The organism is Parvibaculum sp., assembly GCF_019635935.1.
GTDB lineage: Bacteria > Pseudomonadota > Alphaproteobacteria > Parvibaculales > Parvibaculaceae > Parvibaculum.
Window position 1 is genome coordinate 1,084,718 of record NZ_JAHBYN010000001.1, and the last position, 22,777, is coordinate 1,107,494.

Sequence of the window (22,777 nt, forward strand, 5' to 3'; positions counted from 1 at the left end):
GATGCAGCCCGCACCCTACGCCTACGCCCCGCCGATGGAGCCCCTGACGATCCTCCATCGCGACGACGACATTCTGGTCCTCTCGAAACCGGCCGGCCTGCTGACCGTTCCCGGCAAACCGCTGGAACATGGCGACTGTCTGGAGCGCCGCGCCCAGGCCGCCGACCCGGCCGCGCTGCTCGTCCACCGCCTCGACCGTGATACTTCCGGCGTCGTCCTGATGGCGCGCAACCGGCCGGCGCAGCGCCACCTCGGATTGCAGTTCGAACGGCGCATGACCCGCAAAACCTATGTCGCGCGCGTCTGGGGCAATGTCATGGGCGAAAGCGGCCGCGTCGATGCACCCATAGCCTGCGACTGGCCGAACCGTCCGAAACAGATGATCGATACTGAAAATGGCAGACCCGCACAAACAGAGTGGCAGGTCATGGCGCACGAGACGATGGCGACCCGGATGATGCTCCGTCCACTGACGGGCCGTTCGCACCAGTTGCGGGTCCACATGGCGCATCTCGGCCACCCGGTCCTCGGCGACAATTTCTATGCCCATGAAGAGGCGCTGCGGGCAGCCGGGCGGTTGCAGCTTCACGCCCTCGAACTGACCATCCTCCACCCTGCGGACGGCCGGTTTTGCACCTTCCGGGATGCCTGTCCTTTCTAGCGGCGGCCGCGAGGACTTATCCCCGCTTTATCCCCGCCCCCGGACCCGTCGCATGACGGCGCCGGCGGCCGGGGATAAGTGCATTTTTGACAGATTTTTGACAGTACGGCGACAGCCGCCTGCAAGATCAGCTCGAAACGCTGACGCGCAGGCTGGTCGTCGTCGAATTCGAGTTCGAGTTCGAGTTCGAGTTCGAATTGCTGTTGCCGTTCACATTGACGTTGGAATTGCTGTTGAAATTGAAGTTCGAATTAAAATTCGAATTGACGTTGGCCGAGCACGCATAGGCCGAGGAAGCGCCGGCAAACGCATAAAGTGCAAGCGCCGCAGCAATCGCAACGATTGCGCCCAGCGTCAGCCCGGTCCGGGAAAGAAGTACCTTCATCTGCTCCATCCTGTGACACGCCTGCGCCATTCCGGCACAAGGCAGCGACGATCCGCGCCCCGAAAGGGGCTCCTGGACCGTAAAATGCAGGACCCGTGCCGGATGCCACGAAAGACAACCGGACAGACAAGTCTATGTTTCTAAAAGAGAAATGGTAGCGGAGGCCCGCTACGGCCGATTCCCACGGTCTGGGAACGGAAGGGAACCGGGGCCGAAATTCCTGCTGCAGGCGCGGGTCTGAGGCTTGCGGCGGCGAAGGCAGGGTCTATCCTGCCGGCCATGTCCCGTCATCACTTTCCGAACGATGCACCGATCGCCACCATCGGCCAGCTCGCCGAGGCCGAGCCGCGCTGGGTCCGGCTTTATTGCGACACGATCGGTTGCGGCCATCATACGGCGGTGGCGCTGGTGCCGCTCGTTCTCCGCTGGGGTCCGCAGGCACCGCGCGACTGGCTGCACACGAAGTTCCGCTGCTCGAAATGCGGCGGCCGCAACAGCTCGATCCGCGCGCCCTCGATGATGGGAAGTCACGGGCCCGAGCCCTTTCCACGAGCACAATAAAAAAAGCCCGCCCCCGGGGGTACCGGAGGCGGGCAGTCTCAGGGAGGAACGGCGCGTCAGGAGCGACGCGCATCGGCCGCCCATGAAAGCGGCCGATCTCGATCGGGCGGCAGGAACATGGTCAGTCGCGCGTGATCACCCGCGCGGACGCGGCCAGCGCCTCCTGCCGCGCCGCGCAGGCCTCATAAGCCGCTGCCTGCCTGTCGATCACCGCGAGTGCCGCATCGCCCGCCTGCGGCGGTTTCAGCGCCGCGCAGGGCGCGAGCAGGCTTTCATCCACCTTTGCGCGCGGCGCGTCTTCGATCCGCGTTGTCCCGCAGGAAGCGAGCATCAGACTCGCTGAGAGTGCAGCCGCCGCCCTGCGCATCGAGATAGGCCTTGATCGCATCGAACCCCTCCTCCGCCGCCTGTGCGGCTCTGGCATCCGCTTCCTGATTGCCCCGCGAGATATTGCCGAGCGCCGTCATGTCCTCGCCGATCTTGCCGATCGCGGCCGACAGCGTGTCGACACGTTCCTCCGCCGCCGCCTTGCCGAGACGCCAGCCATTGACCTGCCAGCCGGCCGCGGCGCTGCCGGCGGCCACGAAGGCAAACGCGGCGGCGAGCGCCAGCATCTGATACTGCGGCGGGATCAGCTTCGAGATCACGTTGGTCTCCCCGATCGTCAGTATGAAAACAGCCGCGGATCGCCGATGCCGAAATCGGCGCGGCGGTCGAGATGGATGAAGTTGCGCGCGAAGTTGATGCCGACGGCCCAGCCGAGCCGTTCGGCCGTGCCGACCAGCTTCAGCGCATAGACGCCGTCGCGCATCGCGATGTCGATCGCTGCGCAGCCGCCGGTCGGGTGGAAGGGCTGGTCGCAAACGTGGAGGCTTTGTGGGTGGCCACCCGCCCCGCCTTCGCGTGCGGGCTTGTCGTTATGGCTCTTCGCCCGGCAGCAGCTGGTCGGCGTCATCGGCTGGCCGAAGGCAAGCCGCAGCGCAATCAGGTGGTCGCCGAAGCCCGGCGCCAGCCGCAACATGCCGGTGCCCCTGCAGGCAAGCTCGCTGCGCGTAAAGAGGACGCGGCCATCCGGTGCCGTCAAGCCGTTGACGAGATCGCTCACGATGTCTTCCCTCCGAATTTCTGCCACAGCGCCACCACGGCCGCCTGGATGCCGCCCGGTCCGAAATAGGCAATCAGCGCCGCGACGCCGGGCGCGATCGCGGCGGTCACGTCATCGGGCAGCTTCAGGAAATAGGCCGCGCCGGCGATCGTCGCCTGCGCGACATAGAAGAGGAACAGCACGGCCAGCGCTTCGAAGCCCATCTCCTTCGAGAAGAAGCGCCGCTCGCCCTTCTGCACCAGCCTTGTGTGCCAGGCGAGCCGCCCGGCCAGCGCGGCGGCCAGCAGCGAGGCGAAAAACCCGTTGACCTGTTCGGTCGCCATCTGCCAGAACGCCGCCGCCCCCGCCCAGAAATTCATTGAAACCCCCATGTCAGCAAGGTCAGTCCGACGATGGCGAGCGCCACCGCAAAATGAAAAAGAATATCGCGATGGCATCGTTTCATGGCTAGCTCCCGCCGATCATCGTGTAGAGCCGGACGTCGTAATCGACCGTCAGTGCCGGGATCGTCACGTTCGGAAAGCCCGGCCCGGCATTGGCGTTGTTCCACCATTCCTCGCGGATATAGACATTGCCGCCCGATATCAGCGGGCTCAGCGTCAGCAGGATCGCGGTCTCGGCGCGATCGGAGAGCACGCGCTCAAGCCCCTCGATCGTCGCCGACCCGGAGAATTCGAATTCGTCGCCGCCCGGAATGATGCCGGTCGCCGTGTTCATCTTGATCCAGCCCATGACGCGCGACACCGAGAGCGATGTCGAGCCGATGGGGTGATCGGCGATATGACCCGCCGCGTAAAACCCGTCCGGTGCATGGGCCGACGTGACGATCTGACCGGTCAGCACCTGCAGCACGGCCTGTTGCGGCCGGTGCGAGGCGAAGATCAGATTGTCGGCGGCGTCCCTGAGTTCGATGCCGCCGACATCGGGGCCCATGCTGAGCCCCCTCACGTCGCCGCCTCGATCGCGTCGACCGAGATCGTCGCCGTCCCCGCCACCGGGTTGACGCCGCTGGTCGCCTGCAGCCAGGCCCAGTCGGTCGCGCCGTCCGACTGCCCGTATTTGTTGACCGTGCCATGCGGCGCTTGCGACTGCCGCCCATGCGCGACATTGCGCTTGCCGATCAGGCGGAAATCGCCCGGCCCGCTCGCGACCTCGCGGACGAAACGATGCTCGCTGTCGATCTTGCCGAACTGCGCGATCTCGAGTCCGGCCGGATCGAAGTCGATCAGATATTCGCCGGGCTCGACGGTCTGGAAGCGCTCGGCATAGACCCGCACCACCCAGTGCACGGTCATTGAAGGCGCCACCCAGCCCCGCGTACGCATATAGACATTCGTCGTGTCGGCGACGAAATAGATGAAGCGCTTGTTGACATTGGCCGTGTTGCCGCCGGGCAGCGGATTGATCGTGCCGGCGGCCGGCTGCACATAAGAGCCGATCTCGATGTCGGCCGAGAGAAGCGGCTTGTAGCCGAGCCCATGCGCGAACAGCGTGTCGGTGCGGCTGATGCTGGAATTCCAGGCCGTCGCCGGCAGCGAGATCGACGACATGCCGGCATCGCGGCTGGTGACGATCGAGGTCACGCGCAGATAGTCGAAGTCGGTATGGAAGTCGACATCGGCCAGATTGTCGTAAGGCGCGATGGCGGGGCCATGATCCTTGCCCTGCGACCCCGCCTCGTAAACCGCCACCGTGCCGGCGCGCACCCCCGCCACCGGCTTGTCGTCGGCCCCGGCGATCAGGATCGATTTCATTGCTTGCTCCGGTCACAAGGCGAGGTGCGGAGCGCAGCGAGCCACGCGAGCACAGTCCCGCACCGAGCCTCACTCAAGACGGCAGCTTCATCCGGATGTAGGGCGCTTCGAGATCGATCGCGAGCAGCGCGTCGTCGATCGTCTCGCCCGGCCCGATCGGCGAATGGAACTTCAGCGCCGTCAGCGTGCCGAATTCGGCCAGCGCGGCGGCCAGCTTGTCGGCCGTCAGCACGCCGATCTTCGCCTCGTTGATGGTGACGACGCCGCCCTCGACCACAAAGGCCGGGAAGGGCGTGCCGCCATCGATCGACGGATGCGCGATCATCAGCTTGTCGACCAGGAAGCCGAGATCGACCGTCGCGCCGCCGGTCAGCGCGAAGCCGACGACGCGGTTGTCGGCGATCCTTACCACATATTCCGCGCCCACCGCCTCGGCATTGGCGAGCGCTTCCTGCACCGCTTCGGAAAAATCGCCGGCCGTCAGCGCCAGCGGCGAGACCGAGATCTCGCTCGACCAGTTGAGGCCGGCCTCGCCGAAGGCGTTATAGGCCGCGACGCGGACATAGGTCGGCGCGGCGATCAGCGGCACCAGCAGCCGGGTCGTTGCCGGCTCGTTGCGCACGGTGAAGACCGTCTCGCCGAGTGCGCCGCCGTCTTCCGGATCGAAACCGCTCGCCGCCGAATAGCGCGCCATCACGCCGCGCAGGCCTTCCTCGGTGCGGCCGTCGGCTTCCTTCGGCAGCGTGAAATCGACAAAGGCGCTTTGCGCGAAGGGCGTCTTGTCGACCGCCGTCACCTCCCCCGGGACTTCCTCGCTGACGGTCAGGTTGCGATGCGCGACCTGCCTGGTGCGCGCGCCGCCCTGTCCGAAGGCGGTGACGGCGATCCAGACCAGCCCCGTTTCGACATCGCCCTGCCACTGCGTCGCGTTCGAGCCTTCCTTCAGCGTTTCCCAGCTGACATTGTCGTAGGAAATTTCCCAGACATAGTTGACGGCGCCGGCCGCCGGCAGCACCGAGGCCGCAAGGCGCGGCGCATAGCGCGTACCCAGATTCTGGCTGAGCACGATCGGCCCCAGCGCCGGCTTTGCCGGCACCAGCGGCACCGGCGCGGCCGTCTCGCGCGGCGGCGCCTCGCCTTCATCGGCCGCATAGACCGCCGGATCGTCATTGACCAGCGCCAGCTGCACGCGGTCGCCGCCGCCGCCCAGCATCGACACCACGATGGCGCGCATCGCCGCGCCCTGGTTGCCGGCTTCGCCGCTTGCCGGCGCATGGCCGACGACCGCCATGGTGCGGTCGCGGTCGCCGCCGGTCGAAATAAAAGCAGACGGGTCGCCCAGCGCCGCGAGGTCGTCTTCGTCGATCACGAGCTGGCGCGGGCCAGGTCCGGCCGTTACCCGCGCCGGGCCCCAGGGCCGCGCATTGCGGCGGCGCAGATAGAGCCAGTTGCCGGCTTCGGCGAGCACCGGCGCTTCGTCGAGGCGCAGCAGCCGGCTCGCGGCAAACCAGCCCTCGACCTCGATCGCACCCCCCCATTGCGGCAGCGGATGTGCGACCAGCACCGCGTCGCCGCGGGCGATCAGCCGCCCTTCGAGGCCCGCCGCGAAGCCCGGAAAGACGCGGCGGCGGCGATTGGCCGCCGCCTGATAGGCGGCCTCGCGCCAGGCCTGTTCGTAATCGACGATGCCGAAATAATCGAGCAGCGCCGGTTTCGTGCCGGCGCCCCCCCCGGCCTGGGCGCGGGCCTGTGCCGGCTTCCAGGTTGCCTCATCGAAAAAGCGCACGATCACATCGTCGGGCGTGTCCTCGTCGGCAAACACATAATCGAGATTGAAACTGCCGGCGGCGATGTTCTGCGGGCCGAACAGCGCCCGCACCGTCTCGCGCGGTTCGTCGCGCACAAAGGTCACGACATCGCCCAGCATCTGCGGCTCGGCGCGGCCCACGCGCAGAATGTCGGCGAGACCGGCCCAGAGCGTCGTGCGCCGGTCGAAGACGCCGTCGAAAGTGTCGCCGCGCGCTTCCCATGTCGCGTCGAGCGCGGCCAGCCGGTCGAGATCGAGGCGGGTATCGGGAAGCTCGCCGCCATATTCATCGTTGCGCAGCAGGTCGCCCGCCGCCGCCGAGATTTTCCGCGTCGCCTGGGGCGCGCTCCAGAGCGGGGCGCCGCCCTCGTCATAGCCCAGAAAGACCGGCAGCTTCGCCGTCTGGATCGTCTTGAAGAGCCGCGCCGACAGGCCCGACAATTGATTGCCGGCCTTCATCCGCACCGCGATGCGATAGCAGTCGAGCGATCCCGGCGCGCCTTTCAGGTAGGCGCGCAGGCCCGTCCAGTTGACGGTGTCGCGCACGCGGTTGTCGGCGACATGGCCGGCATCGTCGATGCGCCGCGCGCGGACCCGCCAGCGCCCGGCCGCAACCGCGAAGCGCTCGGAGATCCGTTGCGCGGTCCAGGTCGCGAAACTGTAGGTCTCCTCCTTCAGCAGCACCGCGTCGCCGGCGGGGTCGCCCGCCGCATCGATCGGCTGCGCCTCCATGCGGAGCCGCGTCTCCACCGCCGCGATGCCGCCGGCATCGGTCAGCCGCCCGGCGCCGCCGCGCCACTCGAAATCGAAGGCCAGGTAATTGGCCTCCGTGCCGGGGGCATTGGCGACAAACCAGCCGGACCAGGCGCCGCCCGCTTCGGCGGCACCGTCCTCATTGGCGCCGGTCAGTTCCTGCCCGGTCACTTCGGCGGCGGTGACGACCTGTGTCGGGAAGAGCGTGACGGGGGTGCCGGGCGGGCAGAATTCCAGCGTCACGCCCTCGAAGGCGCCCGTGTCGCCTGCGCTGTCGGTCCAGAGATCGGTGTCGGCCAGCAGCAGCTTTTCGACCTGGTAGTCGCCGAGACCGCAATTCAGCACCTGCATCAGATACTGGTCGTTGCCGGAAAATTCGGTATAGGGCGCGGCGTCGAGATCGGGCACCAGGATGTGGCGGCCGTAAAGCCGCGCCTTGACCTCGCCGAGCCGCGCGCGGTTCTGCGCGGTCGACAGCGAATAGGTCGGCGAGGGACTGTCGGCGCCGCGAAAGCCCGATCCTTGCGGGCCGGGCATCGGCAAGAGCGCGTTCAGCAGCAGCGAGGCGCCGATATGCACACCGGCCAGCGCGCCCGAAAAGGCGAGCCCGGTCAGGCCGAGGCCGGCGGGCCCCAGCGCCCAGCCGGCGGTCAGCACGATCGCGATATTGAGCGCGATGCGCAGCAGGCTCTTGCCGCCGCCGCCCCCCGCCGGCAGCTCGCGAAACAGCAGCCGGTCGCGGGCGCGCAGCCGCTTCGCCCAGCCGCCGTTTTTCCGCAGGCGCGGGCGGCCATTGACATAGGCGACGACCGGCCCGCGAAAGCGCGCGCGCGCCGCGATCGCCGCCAGCGTCTCGCCGCTGAAGGCTTCGACCGGCCGGCCCGGCAGCGCCAGCGGAAACACCTCGCGCGATGCCGGAATGGCGCGCCCTCTTTTTTTCACAGGGGGCCGCCCCCCCGGCGCACGCCGTGCGCCTGTGCCCCCGATGCGGCCAACGGCGCCAGCCGAGGCCGCGAGCGCACCTTTTTTCACAGGGGCCCGCGGCCGAGGCGCACCCTTTAACCGCTCGGTCATTCATCGTCCTCGGAAAAGAAAGGATGGCCCGCACTGCCGGCCCACCACCCAACGCTGTCATCCCGGCGAAAGCCGGGAACCATGGGCGGCGCCGGCAACCGGGAGAGTCAGATGGACCCCGGCTCCTGTCCCGGCGAAAGCCGGGATCGGCCGGGGTGACACAGGATTTATGGTCAGCGGCCGGCCGCACCCAGGCGAGGTGCGGAGCGCAGCGGCCAAAGGCCGCGCAGTCCCGCGCCGAGCCGCGCTCTCAAGACTCGCGCCAGACAAAGAATCTCGGCGACCTGTAGCCCTGGATCTTCAGCGCCGGCAGGCTTTCGATCGAGAAGCCGCGATGCTCGTCCATATGGGCGACGACGCCGCGATCGAGATCGAGGAAGACGCCGACATGCGGCCGCGCCGCCGGCGTCGTCAGCAACACGCCGTCGCCATGCCCCGGCCGCTCCATCGATCCGCGTTCGCGCCATTGCCCGGCGGCCTGCATCGCGCGGGCGGCCATGCCTTTCAGCGGCGCCGCCGTCGCGTCGACTTCCGCCATCGCGCGGCCGAAGAGATGCGTTTCGATCAGCCGCGCCATCGACCAGCAATCGAAGGCGTCCGGCCCGCAGGCGCCGAGTTCGGCGCGCAGGCCCGCCCGCATCAGCGCCTCGCACAAACCCGCCGCATCGGCACGGGCCGCGCCGGTCAATGCCGGCAAGCCGGGTGGAAGCTTCAGCGTCATGTCGCGCGGAGGAGTCTTTGAAGAAGTGGCGGCTCGGTCGCGGGAATCTGAAGAAGTGGCGGCTTGGTCGGGACTGCGTTCGCTCCGCTCACTCCGCTCCGTCCCGCGCCGCTTGGCGATCGCGCGTGCGGCCGCAGGCGCGAGGTCGCGCGCGGCGGCTTTCTCCGGCGGCTTCGCCGCCGCAGGATCGAGGTCCGGAGCGGAGCGGGCCCTCGCCCGCGCAGTCCCGGACCGAGAGCCCACTTCTTCAGACTCCAAGACTCGGCGTTTCCTCGATCGTGTATTCGGCATTCGGAAAACTCCGGTTGAAGAGATCCATGAAACCGACCCGGCCCTCGATGCGCAGCTGCGTCACCGCGACCCGCTTCAGCGTCAGCCCGGCCAGGCGGTAATGCACGGTGTCGGGATCGTCGGTCAGATATTCCCGATAGGTGAGCGAGGCCGGCTCGCCGCTCGCCGCCGCGGGCCCCAGCACGTCCATCAGATCGCCCGGCACATTGTCGAGCAGGATCGCCAGTTCGGGCGGGCGGTTGGCTTCCGAGGAGGGCCGGCGCACCTCGAAGGCGGTGGCGATGAACATCACAAGTTCGCCGCCATCTTCCGGCGCGCCGTCCTCGAGGCGCAGCATGCGGCCGTAAATATCCTGCGTATGGCCGGCCGCATCGGGCTCGGTCTCGCCGATCTTCTCGCCGTGATCGAGCACGAAGCGCGCCGGCGCAGGCAGCAGCGGGTGCCGCACCTCGATCGTCTCCCAACCCTCGACGCCCGCCGGCGCCGAGGCATAGGCCTCTTCCAGCGCTTCGGAATGGAGATCGCTCATGCCGGTGACGGCTTGACTTCGAACGACATCGCGATGGCCTCTTCCGCGCCGTCGCCTTCGCGCAGCGCGAAGTTTCCGATGGGCGTGCCTTCCTCATCGAACACGACCCAGACATTGCCCTTGATGCGCGGATCATCAACCGGCAGGGCTTTGCGCGAAGCTGTCGTCATATGTTGGCTCCTCTGAATATCAGGACGAGCGTGCGCAGGGCGTCCGTGCGGTTCTGCACGTCGATCCTGCCAAGGCTGCGCCCGGACAGCGTGAACACCCCGTCAGCGCCGGTGGTGCCGGTCAGCTCGGTATCGGTGAGCAGCGTCGCCGCGGTACCGAGAGAGCCGACCGCCGATTTGACATCGATGCTGCGGCTGCCGGTTGAATGCAGGCGGGCATAATATGTCGTCGGCCTGATGGTGGCGGCGGCGCGGGTGATGAGGTCGATGTCGCCGACCCAGTTCGCGCCGAGGTCCACCGTCACCGCCGAGTCGTCGGCAATCGACAGCGAGAAGGCGAGCAGACCGACGGTTGGATTTGCGGCCACGCCATCGCCATTGGTCACCAGTGTCTGGCCGAAGACGCCCGCCACCGCCCGCGCAACGGACGCGCCGTCAGCGCCGGTATTCACCACCAGCCCGGTGCCAGTGGGATCATTCATCTTCCCGTTGAGCGCGCTTGTGACGGCGCTTGCATCCGCCTTGGCGGCGAGTGCCGCCGGGACGCCGTTGAGCGCCACCTTGTCCGCCGCCGACATGAAGCCGGCCACGCTCTCCGTCGCCTCGGCATGCTGTGTGCCGCCGCCGCGCGTGCCATGCGCGGCATCGGTGAACGTGCCCGTCAGCAGCGTAACGATTTCGGCGGCCGTCAGATCGCGCCCGACTTGTATCCAGGTCTCGCTCGGCGCATAGACCATCTCGTCGCCGACGCGCCAGTCGGTGCCGGAAATCGTGCCGGCGGTCGTGATCGTGTAGAGGTCGCCCACCTCCGGGTCGGCCGGATAGGCCTCGGTCGAGGCGTCCCAGCCGCCCTTGAAATCGAGCACATTGACGAGGTTCTCGGCGATCGCCTGCGCGGCGGCGGCCGAAGCGGCGGCCTTGGCCGCCTGATGCCGGGCCGAAAAGCGGTCGGGCCCCTCCTCGACAGGATCGTCTTCGGCTTTGTCGGCCCATTCTTCGGCCTTGTTGCGCGCCGCGCCCGCTTCGTCGCGGGCCGTTTCCGATACGGTTTTCGCGGAAACTGCGTCATCCTTTGCCTCTTCCGCCGCCGTCACCGCAGCCGCAAGATCGTCCTCGCTTTCGGCGAGATAGGCGGCCATCGCGGCGGCGAATTCCGCCGGGATCGTGTCGGCCGCGTCCTTGATCGCCTTGGCGATGGTCGGCACGTCGCCGCCCTCGGTCGGCACCACCGCATCGTCCGCGCCCTGAACGATCGCATTGAGCGTCGCGGCGTCTTCCTCGAGCTGGTCCACCAGCGCCGCCGCCTGGGCTTCGTTCAATGCCATGGAGCAACCTCGAAGGAAGGAAGGGGTTTCACGCGGAGGCGCGGAGGCGCGGAGAGAAAAGATTGTTGCGCCTGCGGCGCGAAGACTCTTTCGGCGGCGAAGCCGCCAGCACATCTTTCTTTTCGCGTCTTCGCGTCCTCGCGGGCCTTGCTCTTCTCCGCGCCTCCGCGCCTCCGCGTGCGAAAATCTACTCTTCGAAAACCCCCGGCCAGGTCTCATGCACCCAGCCGTGAATGCCGGGGCCGAAGGCCGAAAGCCCGGCGAAGCCCATCATGTCGATCAGCGCCAGCGTGCCTTCATCGGCGACCGCCAGCTTGCGCTGCTCGAGCTGCGCCGAAACGAGAATGCGATCCGCCTTGTGCGGCTCGAACGACCACGGGCCGATGAACCGCGCATCGACCGTTTCGAGACCGATGCCGAACCAGAGCGGCAGCGGACACCAGACCGTGCCCTGCGCCAGCGCCTCGAAATAAAACGCCTTGAAGATCTCGAACTGTTCGACGCTCATCGACCAGCGCACCGGCTGCTCGGCCGGCGACGGCGGAAAGGGATTGATGGCGGCTTTCGGCCCCGTCTCGAAATCGGTTGCCGGCAGCGGACGGTGCGGATCGAGCGCGGTCCCCTCCTGCAGCGGCAGCGGCAGGACATCCGGCCAGACGGGTGCGCCATCCGCATCCAGAAAACTTTCGAGAAGCTCCGTCCCCGGATCGTCATAGGGCAGCGCGCGCAGGGTGAGCCGCGCCGTCACCGTGACGGCGGCGGCGGCGCGCGGCACCGCACGGAAGGCGCCGTCAAAACGCACCACCCGCGCCGCGACCTCGCCACCGGTCCAGACCGGACAGGTGAACCATTGCGTGCCGCGATCGAGCGGCCCGGTGTAAAAGGCCTTGAAGCGGCTGAACTGTTCGGCCGTCATCCGCCAGCCGAGATCGAGCGCGGCCGGCGAGCGCGGCCCCAGCGCCCGGGCGCGGGCCTGCCCGCTTTCCATCGGCGTCCGCCGCCCCGGCGCATGCGCCACGCCGCGCAAGCCCTCGCGCATCGGCTTCGCCGGCAGCGATGCAGGCCATTCGGGCAGGGCCATGATTTCTGCCTCTCGCTATGCGCGAGGCAGAGGGGCCTCGGTCGCGGACTTCGCCTTCGGCTTCGCTCGACGACCTCGGCCCTGGCGCGGCGGCGCGGTCAGGAGCGCGGAGGTTGCGAGCGCAGCGGCCCACGGCCGCGAAGTCCGCAACCGACGCGCCACTCCCAGGAATCTACCGCTGCAAGCCCGCCGCGGGATTGAGGCCGTAGCGGCGTTCGAGCGCATCGCCGGTTTGCGATCTTTGCTGCGCGATGCCGTCGGCGAGATAGCCGTCGATCTGCCGCAGCATCACCTCGACATCCATGCCGCCGGACGCATTGCGGCGCTCGCGCGTTTCGGCCTGCGTACCGGCCGGCGGCTCGACCTTGAGGTTGAAGACGACATCGCCGCCGCCGCGTCCGCCGGCACCGGCGAGCGACCGGAACAGCGCGTCGGCATTGTCGAGCTGGCGCGGCGTGAAGATCTTCTCGCCGGCCTGGGCGATGATCGGGTGCTCGCCGGGGGCGAGCCCGCCAATCGAACCGCCGCGATGCATCCGCGGCGCGCCGAAAAACACGCCCGGATCGACATGCCGCCCCGGCCCCGCCGCGCCGACCTCGCCGCCCTGGTGAAAGACGCCGGAGAAGGTCGAGGACAGAAAGCCCGAAAACGCATCCTCCAGCGGCTTGAAGGCCAGCACTTCCAACATCTTGTTGAGCAGGCGCTGCAGCGCCTCGACGCCGACATCGCCCAGATTGGTGAAGGCGCGGCCGGTCGAGATCGCGTCGATCGACATCCGCGCCAGGCCCGCCGACAGCTCCTTGTTGGCGCGGGTGCTCTCGTCATATTGCTCGCGCGCCTGTCCCATGGCGCGGGCATATTCCTCGGCCGTGATCGCGTTGTGCGCCAGCTGCTCGCCGAGTTCCCGCTCGCGCTCGGTGAGCTTCTCGGCATCGGTCATCAGCGCCTTGCGCGTCGCCGCGCCAGCCTTTTCGATGGCATCGAGTTCGGCGCGGATTTTCGCGTTGACCTTTTCGGCCTCGTTGAGATCGTGGATCGTGCCGGCGAGCTGCTCGATCTCGGCCCGCAACTGCGGCGAAGCGTCCTTCGACAGGCGCGCCAGCGCGCCGTCGATCGCCTTGGCGCGGGCATCGCCAAAATTTTCGATCTCCATCCGGAGCCGCGCCAGCACCTGCGCGTCGCGCTCGGCATTGGCGATCTGCTGCGCCGACCGGGTGTCGCCGCCGGGATCGTCACCGCCGCCCGTGCCGGTGTCGCGCACGCGGCCGGCGCGGGTGTCGTCGATGCGCCGGAGTTCCGCCGAGACCTCGGCCATCCTCGCCTTGATATCGGCAGAACGGCCGCCAAAGCCCGGGTCGATACCCAGGCCTTCCAGCCGCTCGGCCTTGGCGAGCGCATCGACAAAGGCGAACATTTGCCGGTGAAGCCGCTGCTCGCGGGCGGCGAGTCCTGCCTCCGTCTTGTCCTCGATGTCGCGGATTCCGTCCGCGATCTGCGCAAGGCGCTCCGCGAAGTTCTTGATGAACTCCAGCGAGGCATTCAACCCGGCCGGAAAACTCGCAAAGGCCGATTTCAGATGCACACCGATCGCGGTGGTCAGGATCTCGGACTGGTCGCTGGCCTCGGCATAGCGGCGCACCAGCTCGGCGTCCATCACAAGGCCCGCTTCGCGCATTTCGCCGCGCATCCGCGCCAGACCCTCCGAGCCGTCCTGCAGCAGGTTGATGAAGCTGGCGCCGGCGCCGCGCCCGAACAGCTTGCCGGCGACATCGGCGCGTTCCGCCTCCGAGCCGAGCGCCTGCATCTTGTCGGCAATCTCGGGCAGCAGATCGTCGACGCCTTTCAGCTCGCCCTTTGCGTTGCGGATCTCGATGCCGAGACGGCGAAACAGGATGACGCCCTCGCCGGTGCCGCGATTGGCCTCGCCGACGCGCTCCAGCAGCACCTTGGCGCCACGATCGAAATCGGCATCGGCGTCGCCGAAGATCGTCAGCGCCGCGCGATATTCCTGCAGCGCCTCGGTGCCGATCTTCAGCCGCTTCGAGGCGGTGTCGAGTTCGTCGCCGAAGGCCATGCCTTCCCTGGCGATCGAGAAGGCCTTGCCGATGCCGAGCGCCATGGCGCCGAGCGCGGCGGCGACGCCGAGGCCGATCGGCCCGAGCGCGGTCAGCGACGCGCCCAGCACGCCGGCGCGCCCCGACAGGCCCTGCATGTTGCCCTGCAGCTGGCGCGAGGCGGCGTTGACCGCCAGCAGCCCGCGTGTCGGCGGCACCGAGGCGCGCTCGATCTGCCGCGCCATGCGCTCGCCTTCGCCGCCGACCGCGCGCAAGCTGGCGATCAGCTGCGCCTGGCCCTCGGCCGACAGGCGGATCGTGACATCCTGCCGCTTCGACATGGCATTTAGCCTTTCGCTGGGCTCAAGGCGGTGGGCCTCGGTCGCGGACTTCGCTTTCGGCTTCGCTCGACGACCTCAGCCTGCGCGAGCGGCGAGGCGCGGAGCGCAGTCCCGCGCCGAGCCGCCACTTCTTCAAAACCAGTCCCGACCTCGGCCTGCACAGCGGCGAGGTCAGGAGCGCAGCGGCCCACGGCCGCGCAGTCCCTGGCCGAGCCGCCACTACTTATCGAGGCTCTTCCGCCGCTCGGCGATCGCGGCGGCGACGCCGGCCTCGGCGGCCAGCAGCAGGCGGCGCACGGCGTGCGCCTCGACATCCTCCGGCATCCGCGCCAGACATTGTTCGAGGTCGAGCCCGGTCTCGACGCCCGACATGCCGGCGCGGCGCCAGCAGGCCATGTTCATCAGCAGCGTCAGCGCGGCTTGCCCTTCCGCCGTGTGCGGCCCTTTGAGGGCGGCCGGGCAGTCGCGGCATTGCCAGCCGGGGTCGTCTCGCTGTGTTCGGCATCCGTTGCAATAGTCGGCGCCGCCGCCCTGGAGCCAGCTGGCGGCGGCGCGGACCCGTTTCCCTCTTCGACCACGAGGCCATAGGGCCGGAAATATTCGGCGAGGAAGCGCGGACCGATCAGCGGCAGCCGCATCGCCGCCGCCACCGTCTCGTCATTGACCGGCGCGGCGGCAGCGCCCGCGAAAACACCGCTCCATTCGACGATGACCGCCTGGCCGATCAGCACGGCGGTGTACATTTCGCCGAGGCCGGCGCGGATCTCGTCGTCGCTGAGATCCTTCGCGTCGACGACGGCGGCCAGCTTCTCGGCTTCGGCCAGCGTCGTCATTTCGCGGGCGAGACGCGCGGCTTTCGCCTGCAGCGAGCCGATCGTGGCGGATGAAAGCGGCCGGCATTTCATCTCGATATTGTAGCCGAGCGCGATCCAGAACGGCTGCTGCGGCAGATCGATGCGGAGACCCTTCATCACGCCAGCCCGTAGCTCGCGACGTGATTTTTCAGCGTCGCGACCAGGAAGGCGCCGTCCGTTTCGTCCGGATCGGGATCGCAGCGGAAGCGGAAGCTGCGCTCCTGCCCGTCCGGGCCGTTGACGGGGCTCGAGGAGGGCTCGAGCACGGCGCGGCCGGCGCGGAAGGTGAGGCTGCGATTGGCGGCCAGCGACCAGACGAGCTCCAGCACGAAATGCGTGCCGGCATTGGCCAGGTCATACAGCGCATCGCCCGCCGCCGTGGTGCGCGCGGTCACCTCGCCGGTGAAGGCCGGGCGGCCCGGATCGTAGCCGCCCACCGTCTCCTGGTCGGGCACGTCGAAACCCGTCAGGTTGTTGACGAAGTTCCAGCTCGCCGCCGTCACCGAGGCCATGGCCGAGGCGTCCTTCCGGATCTGCCCCTTGAACCCCATGATCCGGTCGACGGTCAGCGCGCCCTGCACCGTGCCGGCGCCCGAGGCGGCGAGGATCGTTTCGTTCGACCCTTTCCAGTCGAGATTGAGCCGGCGATAGCCGCCCTCGCGCGCGACGGCGCCGGCGAGGCCGTTGAGCATCAGGCCGGTATGGCGGTCGAAGCGGTCGGCGCGGCGGCGAACGATCAGCGTGTGCGAGGGCAGCACCAACCCGCGCGACTTGAAGACATGGGTATAGTCGCCCGGCACCTCGCCTTCCGGTTCGACATCCTCGGCCGTCACCGGCACGCCCATGGCGGCGCGCAGGTAGAGCCCAAGATTGCCGAGATCGAACGGCACCGACATCGGCCCGCCATGATCGGGCAGGCCCTCGACGCTTTCATGGGGGCGGCGGCCGAGATCCATGCCGAGCACCGGATCGTCCTCGCGCGCCTTGTTGCGCGACAGCCCATGCGTATAGAAGGGCACGCGCCGGTAGCTATCCTCGGCCGCCGGCAGGCCGAAGGCGCTCTCAGGCCCGAGATAGGCCTCGAGATCCCAGCCGAATGTCTGTCCGCTCATGTGTAGCTCCTTTGATGGGCCTCGGTCGCGGACGATGCTCGCGACCTCGGCCTTGTCTGTGTGCGGAGGAATGTTTCAGCGCGAAGTCGCGAGCGCAGCGCACACCGTGCGCGAAGTCCGCGACCGAGCGCCACCAAAAAAATCCAAATATATCCCCTTGAAACATGGGGCGGGAATTGCTATATTCAGGTCATAGGAGAGACGCCCATGACCAAGATGACCCTCAAGAAATTCAATTCCCGCTTCCCGGACGATGACGCCTGCCTAGATCACCTCATGGCAGTTCGCTATGGCCACAAGTTCCATTGCGGCACCTGCGGCGCGGAAGCCAAGCATCACAGGGTCAAAGGACGCCGCTGCTATGAGTGCGAGTTCTGCGGCCATCAGGTCTATCCGACCGCCGGAACGCCCTTTGAGCGCACCCGCACAAGCCTTCGGGACTGGTTTTTCGTCATGTATCTGTTCACGACGACGCGGAACGGCGTCAGCGCGAAGGAAATCCAGCGCCAGATCGGAACCACCTACAAGACGGCATGGCGCATGGGCCACGAAATCCGCAAGTACATGGGTTGGGTTGATGGTGACGATACGCTCGGCCACGATCACATTGTTGAAATCGACAAGGCTTTCATCGGCGGTAAGGACAAGCAGGGGAAAGAGGACAAGATGGTTGTTCTCGGCATGATCGAACGCGGCGGAAACGTTCTGACCCGCGTTGTCGAGGATCGCCGTGGCCGCAGTGTCGTCCCCTCGATCTTGCAGCACGTCCGCCCCGGCGCATGGGTTGCGACCGATGAGGCCGGTGCCTTTGCTCGCTTGGAAGAGTATGGCTATGAGCACGAAACGGTGAACCACGCCCGCAAGGAATACGTGCGCGGTCCCATTCACACCAATTCAATCGAAAGCTTCTGGGCGACGATCAAGCGCGGGATTTACGGGACGCACGTTTGGGTTTCGAAGAAGCATCCGTGCTTATCCGTTTATCACCCACAACTACTACCCCTTGTGTCTATCGCTGAGGACGGTGGTTATGGCCTCAAATCGCGCGGCGGGGATAAGGACGTAGCCGGGATGGTGTTTTTCGCTGGTCGTGTAATCGTCGGCGATGCCGTCGCATGCAACGTATAAGGGCACGTTGAGCAAATATGCCTCGCTCATCGCGCCCGCCAGTTCGTTTCTCGTGACCAAGACCATGTCTGGATACTCGGCAGGGCTGGTCCGGTCATCCTTATCGAGCAGGCCCTGCCACTCGCTTTCAACCAGCGCAGTGAGTGGCGACACGACGGCCGCGTCGGACAATTCATTGATATCTGACATCAACATCTAGCTCCTGTGGGTGATAAACGGATAAGCACGGAAGCATCTGCCTTCTTACCTTGGCGAGTTCGAGTTCCGTCATAACCTGCGGAAGCGTCCCGAGTTGATGTTCGAGCGTCTGTTGCAGGCTTTTCCTCGCCCTTGAGCATCTTGGATAACAGAAGATCAAACCCCTTATGCGCTTGGCTCATCATTTCCTGACTCTACGGGCGGTGTAGGCAACAACGACTGCTGCCTCATTCTCGGGCTGGCGGGAAAAAATTTAATGACCTCAAGAACCCTGTAGTGAGGCTTAGTGCGATTTCCCTTCTCGTCCACCCCAACAGTGATTTCAAGCCTCACTTGATACGTGTCGTCTGTAAGCGCACCGCCGCGTTCCAGTGCATCGTGTGAAATTGATGTCTCGGAGATGTCGGCATAAATCACCTCAGTGCCGAGGCGGAAGCGCCAGTTCTCTGCTTTTTCATCGTAGACAGGGGAGTAAACACTCAGCCAAGCGGTCGTTGTATCGACCTCTGGCTTTTTTTCTTTTGTTTCAGCTAGGGCTGTAGTGCAGGACGCGACGATATCTTCGACTTCGGAAGGTTCAATAGTGGCAACAACACTTTCGCCCTGTCTTACTTCCACCTTATCAAAGCCGTCCTGCCCAATCGGCAAGAATGCGTCGCGGGTTGCCTTCAAAGCATTGGCATTCTGAGATAAATTGTAAACGTTTTGATTTATCGTAACTGAATTTCCGTCACCCTCGACACTAACAACAACATTCCCAAGCTGACTCTTGTCAGTGAGCTGAACTACCTGTGTTGTTTTGCGCCCCTTTTTCCACCGCAGGTACCCAAGAAAAGATAAAGGGATCACCACCGGAGCGCTCAGAATCCCTATCCATTCCAATATTTCCTTAGCGTCTTTTATTTCTGTCGTTTGAACGAGGCTTTTGACTTGCTCGTAGAATCCGAGAGCTAGATCAAAATTGATGTTGAAACATTTATGCTCGAAATCAGAGACGACATAGACGTTCGCCTTTGCTTTCGGCCCATTAAGTTCTGAATTGGCTTCGCGCAAGAGCTTGCCAAAGGCCAGCAACGCCGGGGCCAACGCCTCCACGCTGATTGAGTGATCCGCGCCGCGCTCATCTCCCGTGTAGGCAATTGAAAACTGGTGCCTACTCACTTCGACAACCTCTGGCATTTCACGTCCCCCCAAGTATTTCGGAGAAACATGACAGCATTTACATGTGGTTTTGAACAGCCTGTTTGCGTCACAAGTAACAGGTTGGCGCTAGAGATCATAGCCGACCCTCCCGATTCCGGGAGTCCGGCGGGTCCATGTTCGAAGGGGATATATTTGAAAAAATCAACCCAGCCGCACCGGCGATGAATAGAAAAGCGTCAGGGGCAGGATCGCGGCCTTCCAGTCGATCTCGAAAGCCTCGTCGATCTCTTCGGTGTTGAGCCCGCCCAGCTCGGCATAGTCGACCGCGCCGCCGATCGTCGGATCGCCCGCCGAATCGGCTTCCGCGTCGAACAGATGTGCGACCGCCAGCTGCACGCGGTCGAAAATCGCGTCGGCATCGGCGCGATGCTTCGCCACCTGCAGCACGAGTTTCGCGACATGCTCGTAGTGATGCAGCACCGGCGACAATTCGCTTTCGACCGGTTCGCCGGTATCGCCGTCGCGCAGCACCAGATGCGCCTCGGCGCCGCCCTCGCGGAAATCGAGCAGCGCTGTCGCGTTGCGCGCCACGGCGAGCGACCAGTCGTCGTCTTCGAACAGTGCCGGCAGCGTCTCCAGCGCCGCGAGCAGCGCCCGCAGCGCGGTTTCCTTTTTACTCAGCGCCGGGTCGGGCATGGCGGGTTCCTTGACAGGCGCGAGGTCGCGAGCGCAGTCCGCGACCGAGCGCCCGCTTCTTCAAGAAGGCCGCGCAGTCCCTGACCAAGACGCCACTCCCCTAAACAGCATCGCCAATCTTGGCGATGCGATGTCTCAACACACGCGGCAACCGCGCCGAGGCCTCATGCGCGACCCGCGCGACCGAAAGGCGCTTGTCGAGACGCACGCGCGGGACGAGCACGAACATCGGCACGGCGCCGGCCTCGAGCGCGCCCTTGATCCGGCGCCGCGAACGCCCGCCGACCTGCACCAGCCCGCCGGCATAGGCGAGATCGGAGACGCGCCCGGCCTTCGAGCGGCGCTGGGCGCGCGCAACCTTCAGAAACCAGATCAGGCCCGGCTTGCCATTGCCGCGCGGGCGGACGAAAGCGAGCCCCGAGGCGATCATTTCCTGCGGCGTGACGCGCACGCCGGCCCAGCCGCCTTGCCCGCGCTGGCCGCGCGACGCGCGACGCCCGCCTTGCCGGTTGAAGCCGGTCGGGATCGCGAGATAGCGCCCCATTTTCGGCACGATGGTGATGCCGGCGTCGAAAGCGGCAACGATTTCGGGCGCTTTCGACCAGATCATCGCCGCCGCGCCGAGCGAAGGCCGCGACGGATAGCGCTTCTTGCGCCAGGTGCGGGACACCTTGCCGAGACCGGCGCTGTCGGTCTGCGCCTTCAGCTTTTGCCGCGCTTCCTCGGCCACTTCGTCGATGCTGTCGGTGACGGCGACGCGAAGCTTCTGCTTCCAGTCGTCCATGGTGGCGACCAGATCGCCGTCGACCGCGAGTTTCAGGCGCATGACATCCTCCAGCGGCGAGGGCGCGAGCGCCAGTCCGCGACCGAGCCGCCACTTCTCAAAATGTCCCTGACCGAGACGCCACTTCTAGACTCTCCGCAGCTCGGCTTTCCATTTCAGCCGCCGTCCATCGGCACGGATCGCGCCATGGATGCGCCAGTTGCGCGGGGCATCGCTTTCGGGCAGCGCGAAATTCAGAATGTCGCCGTCCTTCAGCTCCGGCACTTCCGCATAGCGCAGCTCGACGACAGGATTTTCGGCGACGGAAGGCGCACCCATCGGCGAATAGACCTGATCGGGCGACGTCACCCGCACACGCACCGTCCGCGCCGCACCGCCGGCCGGCGTGTAGAGCGCATCGCGCCCGTGATGCCGGAAAGCGGCGTCGAGCGCGGCCTGGGTGCGGGCGTCGCTCACTTTGCCGCCAGGTCCTTCTGCAGATACTGGAAGCGCGCCCAGGCCGCGTCGCGCTCCTCGGCCGCAACGTTGCGCTTCAGGATTTCACTGAGCACCGTCGCCGAGGGGCGGCCATCGCGCGTCCAGTTCCCGACTTCGCCGGGTGCGAGATCGCGGATCGCGTTGAGCAGCGGATCGCCGAAATCATGCGGGGCCGATTCCTGCGGCTCTTCGTCAGCGAAGCGGGTGAAAAGATCGTCTTCCGGCGCGTCATCGAAGAGCGCCTCGAGCGCCGCGTCGCGCTCCGCGACCGGCACCGGAAAACCGAGACGATGCGCGAGCCAGTAGATCGACGGCCGGCCGTCCGGCGTGAAGGCTTCGTTGTCGACACTCTCCGAGGCCGCCGCCCGCAAGGCGGCGCGGATCGCCGCCTCCCGCGCGGCATCGTCGAGTGGTGCCGCTTCGAGAACAGGGGCGGCGCCGTCCTCGGGCCAGGCCGCGATGCGGCGGCCGACCAGATCCTCGGCTTCGGCGCGGGAAGCCCCAAAGCTTTCGCCCGGCGCGATCTTCTTGCCGTCGCGATGCAGCGTCTCGCGCGCGACAAGCTCGACCGCCGCGCCTTTTCTGTTCTTGTCCATGACGGACACTCCTGTGAAGAGGGAAAGAGGGCGTCACCGCACCCGGCGCACGGCGTGCGCCGGGTGTCGATCGACGGGCGGGCTGGCGTCAGCGGACGCGGGCGCGGAAGCTCGCATTGGGCCGCGACGGGATCACCAGCGGCGCCGACTGCGTCATGGCGAATTCCAGCGGCGGATCGTTCTCGACCCAGTTCTTGGGGAAGAGTTCCATCGCCGCGAGGCCGGCCTGCGGGTCCTGGATCGCCCCATGCGCCTGCACGCCCTCGATGTCGCTGCCGCCCATCAGCACCGTATGATCGGCCAGCAGCTTTTGCGGCGCACCGGCTTCGTCTTCGTAGATCTCCTGATAGACGAAGAAATCGAAGTCGCCGACATTGCCGACATAACGCGCGCCTTCCCTCGACAGCGAGATCGGCCCGAGTTCGACGTTGCCGCTGGCCTGGCGCCGGTTGTCGAGCAGCTTCTGGAAGTCCTCATCCTTGCGGGCGAGCTTCCAGGCCTTGGGGTCCATCACGACATCCGTGACGACGGCGCCGGAATGGCCCTGCACCGTCTCGGCCCAGCTCTCGATCGTGTCCATGACCTTGACGCCGGTTTCGCCCCAGCGGTCGCCCGAGGTCAGTGCCACCGTCAGATCGGTGTGCCGGCCGAAATCGACCTCGACCTTGGGATAGTCCTCGCCCTCGACATCGTATTTGCCGGCGTCAAGCGCGCCCGCCGCCATCCATTCCTTGCGCCGCAGCACTTCCTCGGCATGATCCTCCAGCGCCTCCATGACGGCGAGATCGTGCCGCATGTCCGGCGTCAGCTCGCCGGCATAGCGCTCGCCGGGGCGGCGGCGGAAGGCGCCGGTGATCTTGATCGGCGTCTTCGGCTTCACATAGGCGGGTTTGAACGTCTTGGTGACGAAGCCCCTTTCCTTGCGCGGCTTGCCGGCGACATAGGGCGAGACGAAGGGCGCCAGCTTGCGCCCGCCGGTCAGCACGTCGAAGTCGATCACCTCGGTGTCGAAGGTCTGGATTTCGGGGAAGAAGCGGTCGAGAAGAAAGCTCCGCGGGCGGCGCAGATCCTCGACAAGCTTCACAAGCTGTCGCGTTGTGAACACATCGGTCATGGCAGTCTCCATGGTCGCGCGCGCCGCCGCAGCGGAGGCCGACAGTTGAAAGGCAAGTGATGA

Annotated in this window: 25 protein-coding genes and 2 pseudogenes; 4 read left to right on the top strand and 23 right to left on the bottom strand. The window is 66.4% G+C overall.

The window, feature by feature from the left end:
• The first annotated feature begins 1 nt into the window (after position 1).
• Entirely contained in the window at positions 2 to 661 is a 660-nt protein-coding gene (locus KF719_RS05500; RefSeq protein WP_293507719.1) for an RluA family pseudouridine synthase, read from the top strand.
• Between the two features lie 127 nt (positions 662 to 788).
• Here KF719_RS05500 and KF719_RS05505 read toward each other — a convergent pair whose 3' ends face one another.
• Positions 789 to 1,046: a hypothetical protein gene (locus KF719_RS05505; RefSeq protein WP_293507720.1), complete on the bottom strand. Its 258-nt coding sequence runs from the start codon at positions 1,044 to 1,046 to the stop codon at positions 789 to 791.
• Between the two features lie 279 nt (positions 1,047 to 1,325).
• On the opposite strand from KF719_RS05505, the gene KF719_RS05510 reads away from it, so the two are divergent.
• Positions 1,326 to 1,607, top strand: a complete 282-nt coding sequence (locus tag KF719_RS05510) for a hypothetical protein (RefSeq protein ID WP_293507721.1) — start codon at positions 1,326 to 1,328, stop codon at positions 1,605 to 1,607.
• A 121-nt stretch (positions 1,608 to 1,728) separates the two neighbouring features.
• Here the strand turns inward: KF719_RS05510 and KF719_RS05515 are convergent, their stop codons facing one another.
• The 16 genes from KF719_RS05515 to KF719_RS05590 all read right to left on the bottom strand — a co-directional run bounded on the left by KF719_RS05515 (position 1,729) and on the right by KF719_RS05590 (position 16,578).
• Positions 1,729 to 1,887, bottom strand: coding sequence for a hypothetical protein (locus KF719_RS05515; protein WP_293507722.1), 159 nt, complete (start codon positions 1,885 to 1,887; stop codon positions 1,729 to 1,731).
• The gene (locus tag KF719_RS05520) at positions 1,880 to 2,254 is read right to left on the bottom strand and encodes a hypothetical protein (RefSeq protein ID WP_293507723.1); all 375 of its coding nucleotides are present in this window, start codon (positions 2,252 to 2,254) and stop codon (positions 1,880 to 1,882) included. The genes KF719_RS05515 and KF719_RS05520 overlap by 8 nt, the downstream gene beginning before the upstream one ends.
• Positions 2,255 to 2,271: 17 nt before the next feature.
• Positions 2,272 to 2,712, bottom strand: coding sequence for a hypothetical protein (locus KF719_RS05525; protein ID WP_293507724.1), 441 nt, complete (start codon positions 2,710 to 2,712; stop codon positions 2,272 to 2,274).
• Positions 2,709 to 3,071 (bottom strand): hypothetical protein, encoded by a 363-nt coding sequence (locus KF719_RS05530; protein WP_293507725.1) that lies wholly within the window; start codon positions 3,069 to 3,071, stop codon positions 2,709 to 2,711. Before KF719_RS05530 ends, KF719_RS05525 begins: the two co-directional genes overlap by 4 nt.
• Positions 3,072 to 3,159: 88 nt before the next feature.
• A complete protein-coding gene (locus KF719_RS05535) occupies positions 3,160 to 3,645 on the bottom strand; it encodes a hypothetical protein (protein ID WP_293507726.1) in 486 nt (161 codons plus the stop codon).
• An 11-nt stretch (positions 3,646 to 3,656) separates the two neighbouring features.
• Positions 3,657 to 4,466, bottom strand: a complete 810-nt coding sequence (locus KF719_RS05540) for a hypothetical protein (RefSeq protein WP_293507727.1) — start codon at positions 4,464 to 4,466, stop codon at positions 3,657 to 3,659.
• 73 nt (positions 4,467 to 4,539) lie between these two features.
• The gene (locus tag KF719_RS05545; protein WP_293507728.1) at positions 4,540 to 7,968 is read right to left on the bottom strand and encodes a host specificity factor TipJ family phage tail protein; all 3,429 of its coding nucleotides are present in this window, start codon (positions 7,966 to 7,968) and stop codon (positions 4,540 to 4,542) included.
• 382 nt (positions 7,969 to 8,350) lie between these two features.
• Positions 8,351 to 8,821: a hypothetical protein gene (locus tag KF719_RS05550; RefSeq protein WP_293507729.1), complete on the bottom strand. Its 471-nt coding sequence runs from the start codon at positions 8,819 to 8,821 to the stop codon at positions 8,351 to 8,353.
• 247 nt (positions 8,822 to 9,068) lie between these two features.
• On the bottom strand, positions 9,069 to 9,641 hold the full coding sequence (locus tag KF719_RS05555; protein WP_293507730.1) for a DUF1833 family protein: 573 nt from the start codon (positions 9,639 to 9,641) through the stop codon (positions 9,069 to 9,071).
• Entirely contained in the window at positions 9,638 to 9,811 is a 174-nt protein-coding gene (locus KF719_RS05560) for a hypothetical protein (RefSeq protein ID WP_293507731.1), read from the bottom strand. The genes KF719_RS05555 and KF719_RS05560 overlap by 4 nt, the downstream gene beginning before the upstream one ends.
• A complete protein-coding gene (locus KF719_RS05565; protein ID WP_293507732.1) occupies positions 9,808 to 11,136 on the bottom strand; it encodes a hypothetical protein in 1,329 nt (442 codons plus the stop codon). Before KF719_RS05565 ends, KF719_RS05560 begins: the two co-directional genes overlap by 4 nt.
• Before the next feature lie 187 nt (positions 11,137 to 11,323).
• Complete coding sequence (locus KF719_RS05570) at positions 11,324 to 12,217, bottom strand: hypothetical protein (RefSeq protein WP_293507733.1); 894 nt, start codon at positions 12,215 to 12,217, stop codon at positions 11,324 to 11,326.
• A gap of 172 nt (positions 12,218 to 12,389) precedes the next feature.
• Complete coding sequence (locus tag KF719_RS05575; RefSeq protein ID WP_293507734.1) at positions 12,390 to 14,612, bottom strand: hypothetical protein; 2,223 nt, start codon at positions 14,610 to 14,612, stop codon at positions 12,390 to 12,392.
• Positions 14,613 to 14,831: 219 nt separating this feature from the next.
• A complete protein-coding gene (locus KF719_RS05580) occupies positions 14,832 to 15,014 on the bottom strand; it encodes a hypothetical protein (protein WP_293507735.1) in 183 nt (60 codons plus the stop codon).
• Between the two features lie 8 nt (positions 15,015 to 15,022).
• On the bottom strand, positions 15,023 to 15,583 hold the full coding sequence (locus KF719_RS05585) for a hypothetical protein (RefSeq protein ID WP_293507736.1): 561 nt from the start codon (positions 15,581 to 15,583) through the stop codon (positions 15,023 to 15,025).
• A complete protein-coding gene (locus tag KF719_RS05590; RefSeq protein ID WP_293507737.1) occupies positions 15,583 to 16,578 on the bottom strand; it encodes a phage tail tube protein in 996 nt (331 codons plus the stop codon). The genes KF719_RS05585 and KF719_RS05590 overlap by 1 nt, the downstream gene beginning before the upstream one ends.
• A gap of 207 nt (positions 16,579 to 16,785) precedes the next feature.
• Between KF719_RS05590 and KF719_RS05595 the strand changes: the two are divergent.
• Positions 16,786 to 17,562: pseudogene (locus KF719_RS05595) on the top strand (IS1595 family transposase); the annotation flags it as partial.
• A 367-nt stretch (positions 17,563 to 17,929) separates the two neighbouring features.
• Positions 17,930 to 18,040: pseudogene (locus KF719_RS05600) on the top strand (IS1595 family transposase); the annotation flags it as partial.
• Between the two features lie 29 nt (positions 18,041 to 18,069).
• Here the strand turns inward: KF719_RS05600 and KF719_RS05605 are convergent.
• The 6 genes from KF719_RS05605 to KF719_RS05630 all read right to left on the bottom strand — a co-directional run bounded on the left by KF719_RS05605 (position 18,070) and on the right by KF719_RS05630 (position 22,714).
• Positions 18,070 to 19,083 (bottom strand): hypothetical protein, encoded by a 1,014-nt coding sequence (locus tag KF719_RS05605; protein WP_293507738.1) that lies wholly within the window; start codon positions 19,081 to 19,083, stop codon positions 18,070 to 18,072.
• 165 nt (positions 19,084 to 19,248) lie between these two features.
• Positions 19,249 to 19,743 (bottom strand): hypothetical protein, encoded by a 495-nt coding sequence (locus tag KF719_RS05610; protein WP_293507739.1) that lies wholly within the window; start codon positions 19,741 to 19,743, stop codon positions 19,249 to 19,251.
• 100 nt (positions 19,744 to 19,843) lie between these two features.
• On the bottom strand, positions 19,844 to 20,569 hold the full coding sequence (locus KF719_RS05615; RefSeq protein ID WP_293507740.1) for a DUF6441 family protein: 726 nt from the start codon (positions 20,567 to 20,569) through the stop codon (positions 19,844 to 19,846).
• A gap of 84 nt (positions 20,570 to 20,653) precedes the next feature.
• Positions 20,654 to 20,983: a hypothetical protein gene (locus KF719_RS05620; protein ID WP_293507741.1), complete on the bottom strand. Its 330-nt coding sequence runs from the start codon at positions 20,981 to 20,983 to the stop codon at positions 20,654 to 20,656.
• A complete protein-coding gene (locus KF719_RS05625) occupies positions 20,980 to 21,600 on the bottom strand; it encodes a hypothetical protein (RefSeq protein ID WP_293507742.1) in 621 nt (206 codons plus the stop codon). Before KF719_RS05625 ends, KF719_RS05620 begins: the two co-directional genes overlap by 4 nt.
• A gap of 88 nt (positions 21,601 to 21,688) precedes the next feature.
• Positions 21,689 to 22,714 (bottom strand): major capsid protein, encoded by a 1,026-nt coding sequence (locus KF719_RS05630; protein ID WP_293507743.1) that lies wholly within the window; start codon positions 22,712 to 22,714, stop codon positions 21,689 to 21,691.
• Between the last annotated feature and the right edge of the window lie 63 nt (positions 22,715 to 22,777).

What these genes read in the sequence shown, in the direction of transcription:
- KF719_RS05610 (WP_293507739.1), bottom strand. Translation starts at nt 19,743, where the DNA reads ATGCCCGACCCGGCGCTGAGTAAAAAGGAAACCGCGCTGCGGGCGCTG.
- KF719_RS05590 (WP_293507737.1), bottom strand. Translation starts at nt 16,578, where the DNA reads ATGAGCGGACAGACATTCGGCTGGGATCTCGAGGCCTATCTCGGGCCT.
- KF719_RS05535 (WP_293507726.1), bottom strand. Translation starts at nt 3,645, where the DNA reads ATGGGCCCCGATGTCGGCGGCATCGAACTCAGGGACGCCGCCGACAAT.
- KF719_RS05615 (WP_293507740.1), bottom strand. Translation starts at nt 20,569, where the DNA reads ATGCGCCTGAAACTCGCGGTCGACGGCGATCTGGTCGCCACCATGGAC.
- KF719_RS05575 (WP_293507734.1), bottom strand. Translation starts at nt 14,612, where the DNA reads ATGTCGAAGCGGCAGGATGTCACGATCCGCCTGTCGGCCGAGGGCCAG.
- KF719_RS05530 (WP_293507725.1), bottom strand. Translation starts at nt 3,071, where the DNA reads ATGAATTTCTGGGCGGGGGCGGCGGCGTTCTGGCAGATGGCGACCGAA.
- KF719_RS05540 (WP_293507727.1), bottom strand. Translation starts at nt 4,466, where the DNA reads ATGAAATCGATCCTGATCGCCGGGGCCGACGACAAGCCGGTGGCGGGG.
- KF719_RS05630 (WP_293507743.1), bottom strand. Translation starts at nt 22,714, where the DNA reads ATGACCGATGTGTTCACAACGCGACAGCTTGTGAAGCTTGTCGAGGAT.
- KF719_RS05570 (WP_293507733.1), bottom strand. Translation starts at nt 12,217, where the DNA reads ATGGCCCTGCCCGAATGGCCTGCATCGCTGCCGGCGAAGCCGATGCGC.
- KF719_RS05500 (WP_293507719.1), top strand. Translation starts at nt 2, where the DNA reads ATGCAGCCCGCACCCTACGCCTACGCCCCGCCGATGGAGCCCCTGACG.
- KF719_RS05585 (WP_293507736.1), bottom strand. Translation starts at nt 15,583, where the DNA reads ATGAAGGGTCTCCGCATCGATCTGCCGCAGCAGCCGTTCTGGATCGCG.
- KF719_RS05605 (WP_293507738.1), bottom strand. Translation starts at nt 19,083, where the DNA reads ATGCCAGAGGTTGTCGAAGTGAGTAGGCACCAGTTTTCAATTGCCTAC.
- KF719_RS05560 (WP_293507731.1), bottom strand. Translation starts at nt 9,811, where the DNA reads ATGACGACAGCTTCGCGCAAAGCCCTGCCGGTTGATGATCCGCGCATC.
- KF719_RS05565 (WP_293507732.1), bottom strand. Translation starts at nt 11,136, where the DNA reads ATGGCATTGAACGAAGCCCAGGCGGCGGCGCTGGTGGACCAGCTCGAG.
- KF719_RS05625 (WP_293507742.1), bottom strand. Translation starts at nt 21,600, where the DNA reads ATGGACAAGAACAGAAAAGGCGCGGCGGTCGAGCTTGTCGCGCGCGAG.
- KF719_RS05505 (WP_293507720.1), bottom strand. Translation starts at nt 1,046, where the DNA reads ATGAAGGTACTTCTTTCCCGGACCGGGCTGACGCTGGGCGCAATCGTT.
- KF719_RS05555 (WP_293507730.1), bottom strand. Translation starts at nt 9,641, where the DNA reads ATGAGCGATCTCCATTCCGAAGCGCTGGAAGAGGCCTATGCCTCGGCG.
- KF719_RS05580 (WP_293507735.1), bottom strand. Translation starts at nt 15,014, where the DNA reads ATGAACATGGCCTGCTGGCGCCGCGCCGGCATGTCGGGCGTCGAGACC.
- KF719_RS05510 (WP_293507721.1), top strand. Translation starts at nt 1,326, where the DNA reads ATGTCCCGTCATCACTTTCCGAACGATGCACCGATCGCCACCATCGGC.
- KF719_RS05550 (WP_293507729.1), bottom strand. Translation starts at nt 8,821, where the DNA reads ATGACGCTGAAGCTTCCACCCGGCTTGCCGGCATTGACCGGCGCGGCC.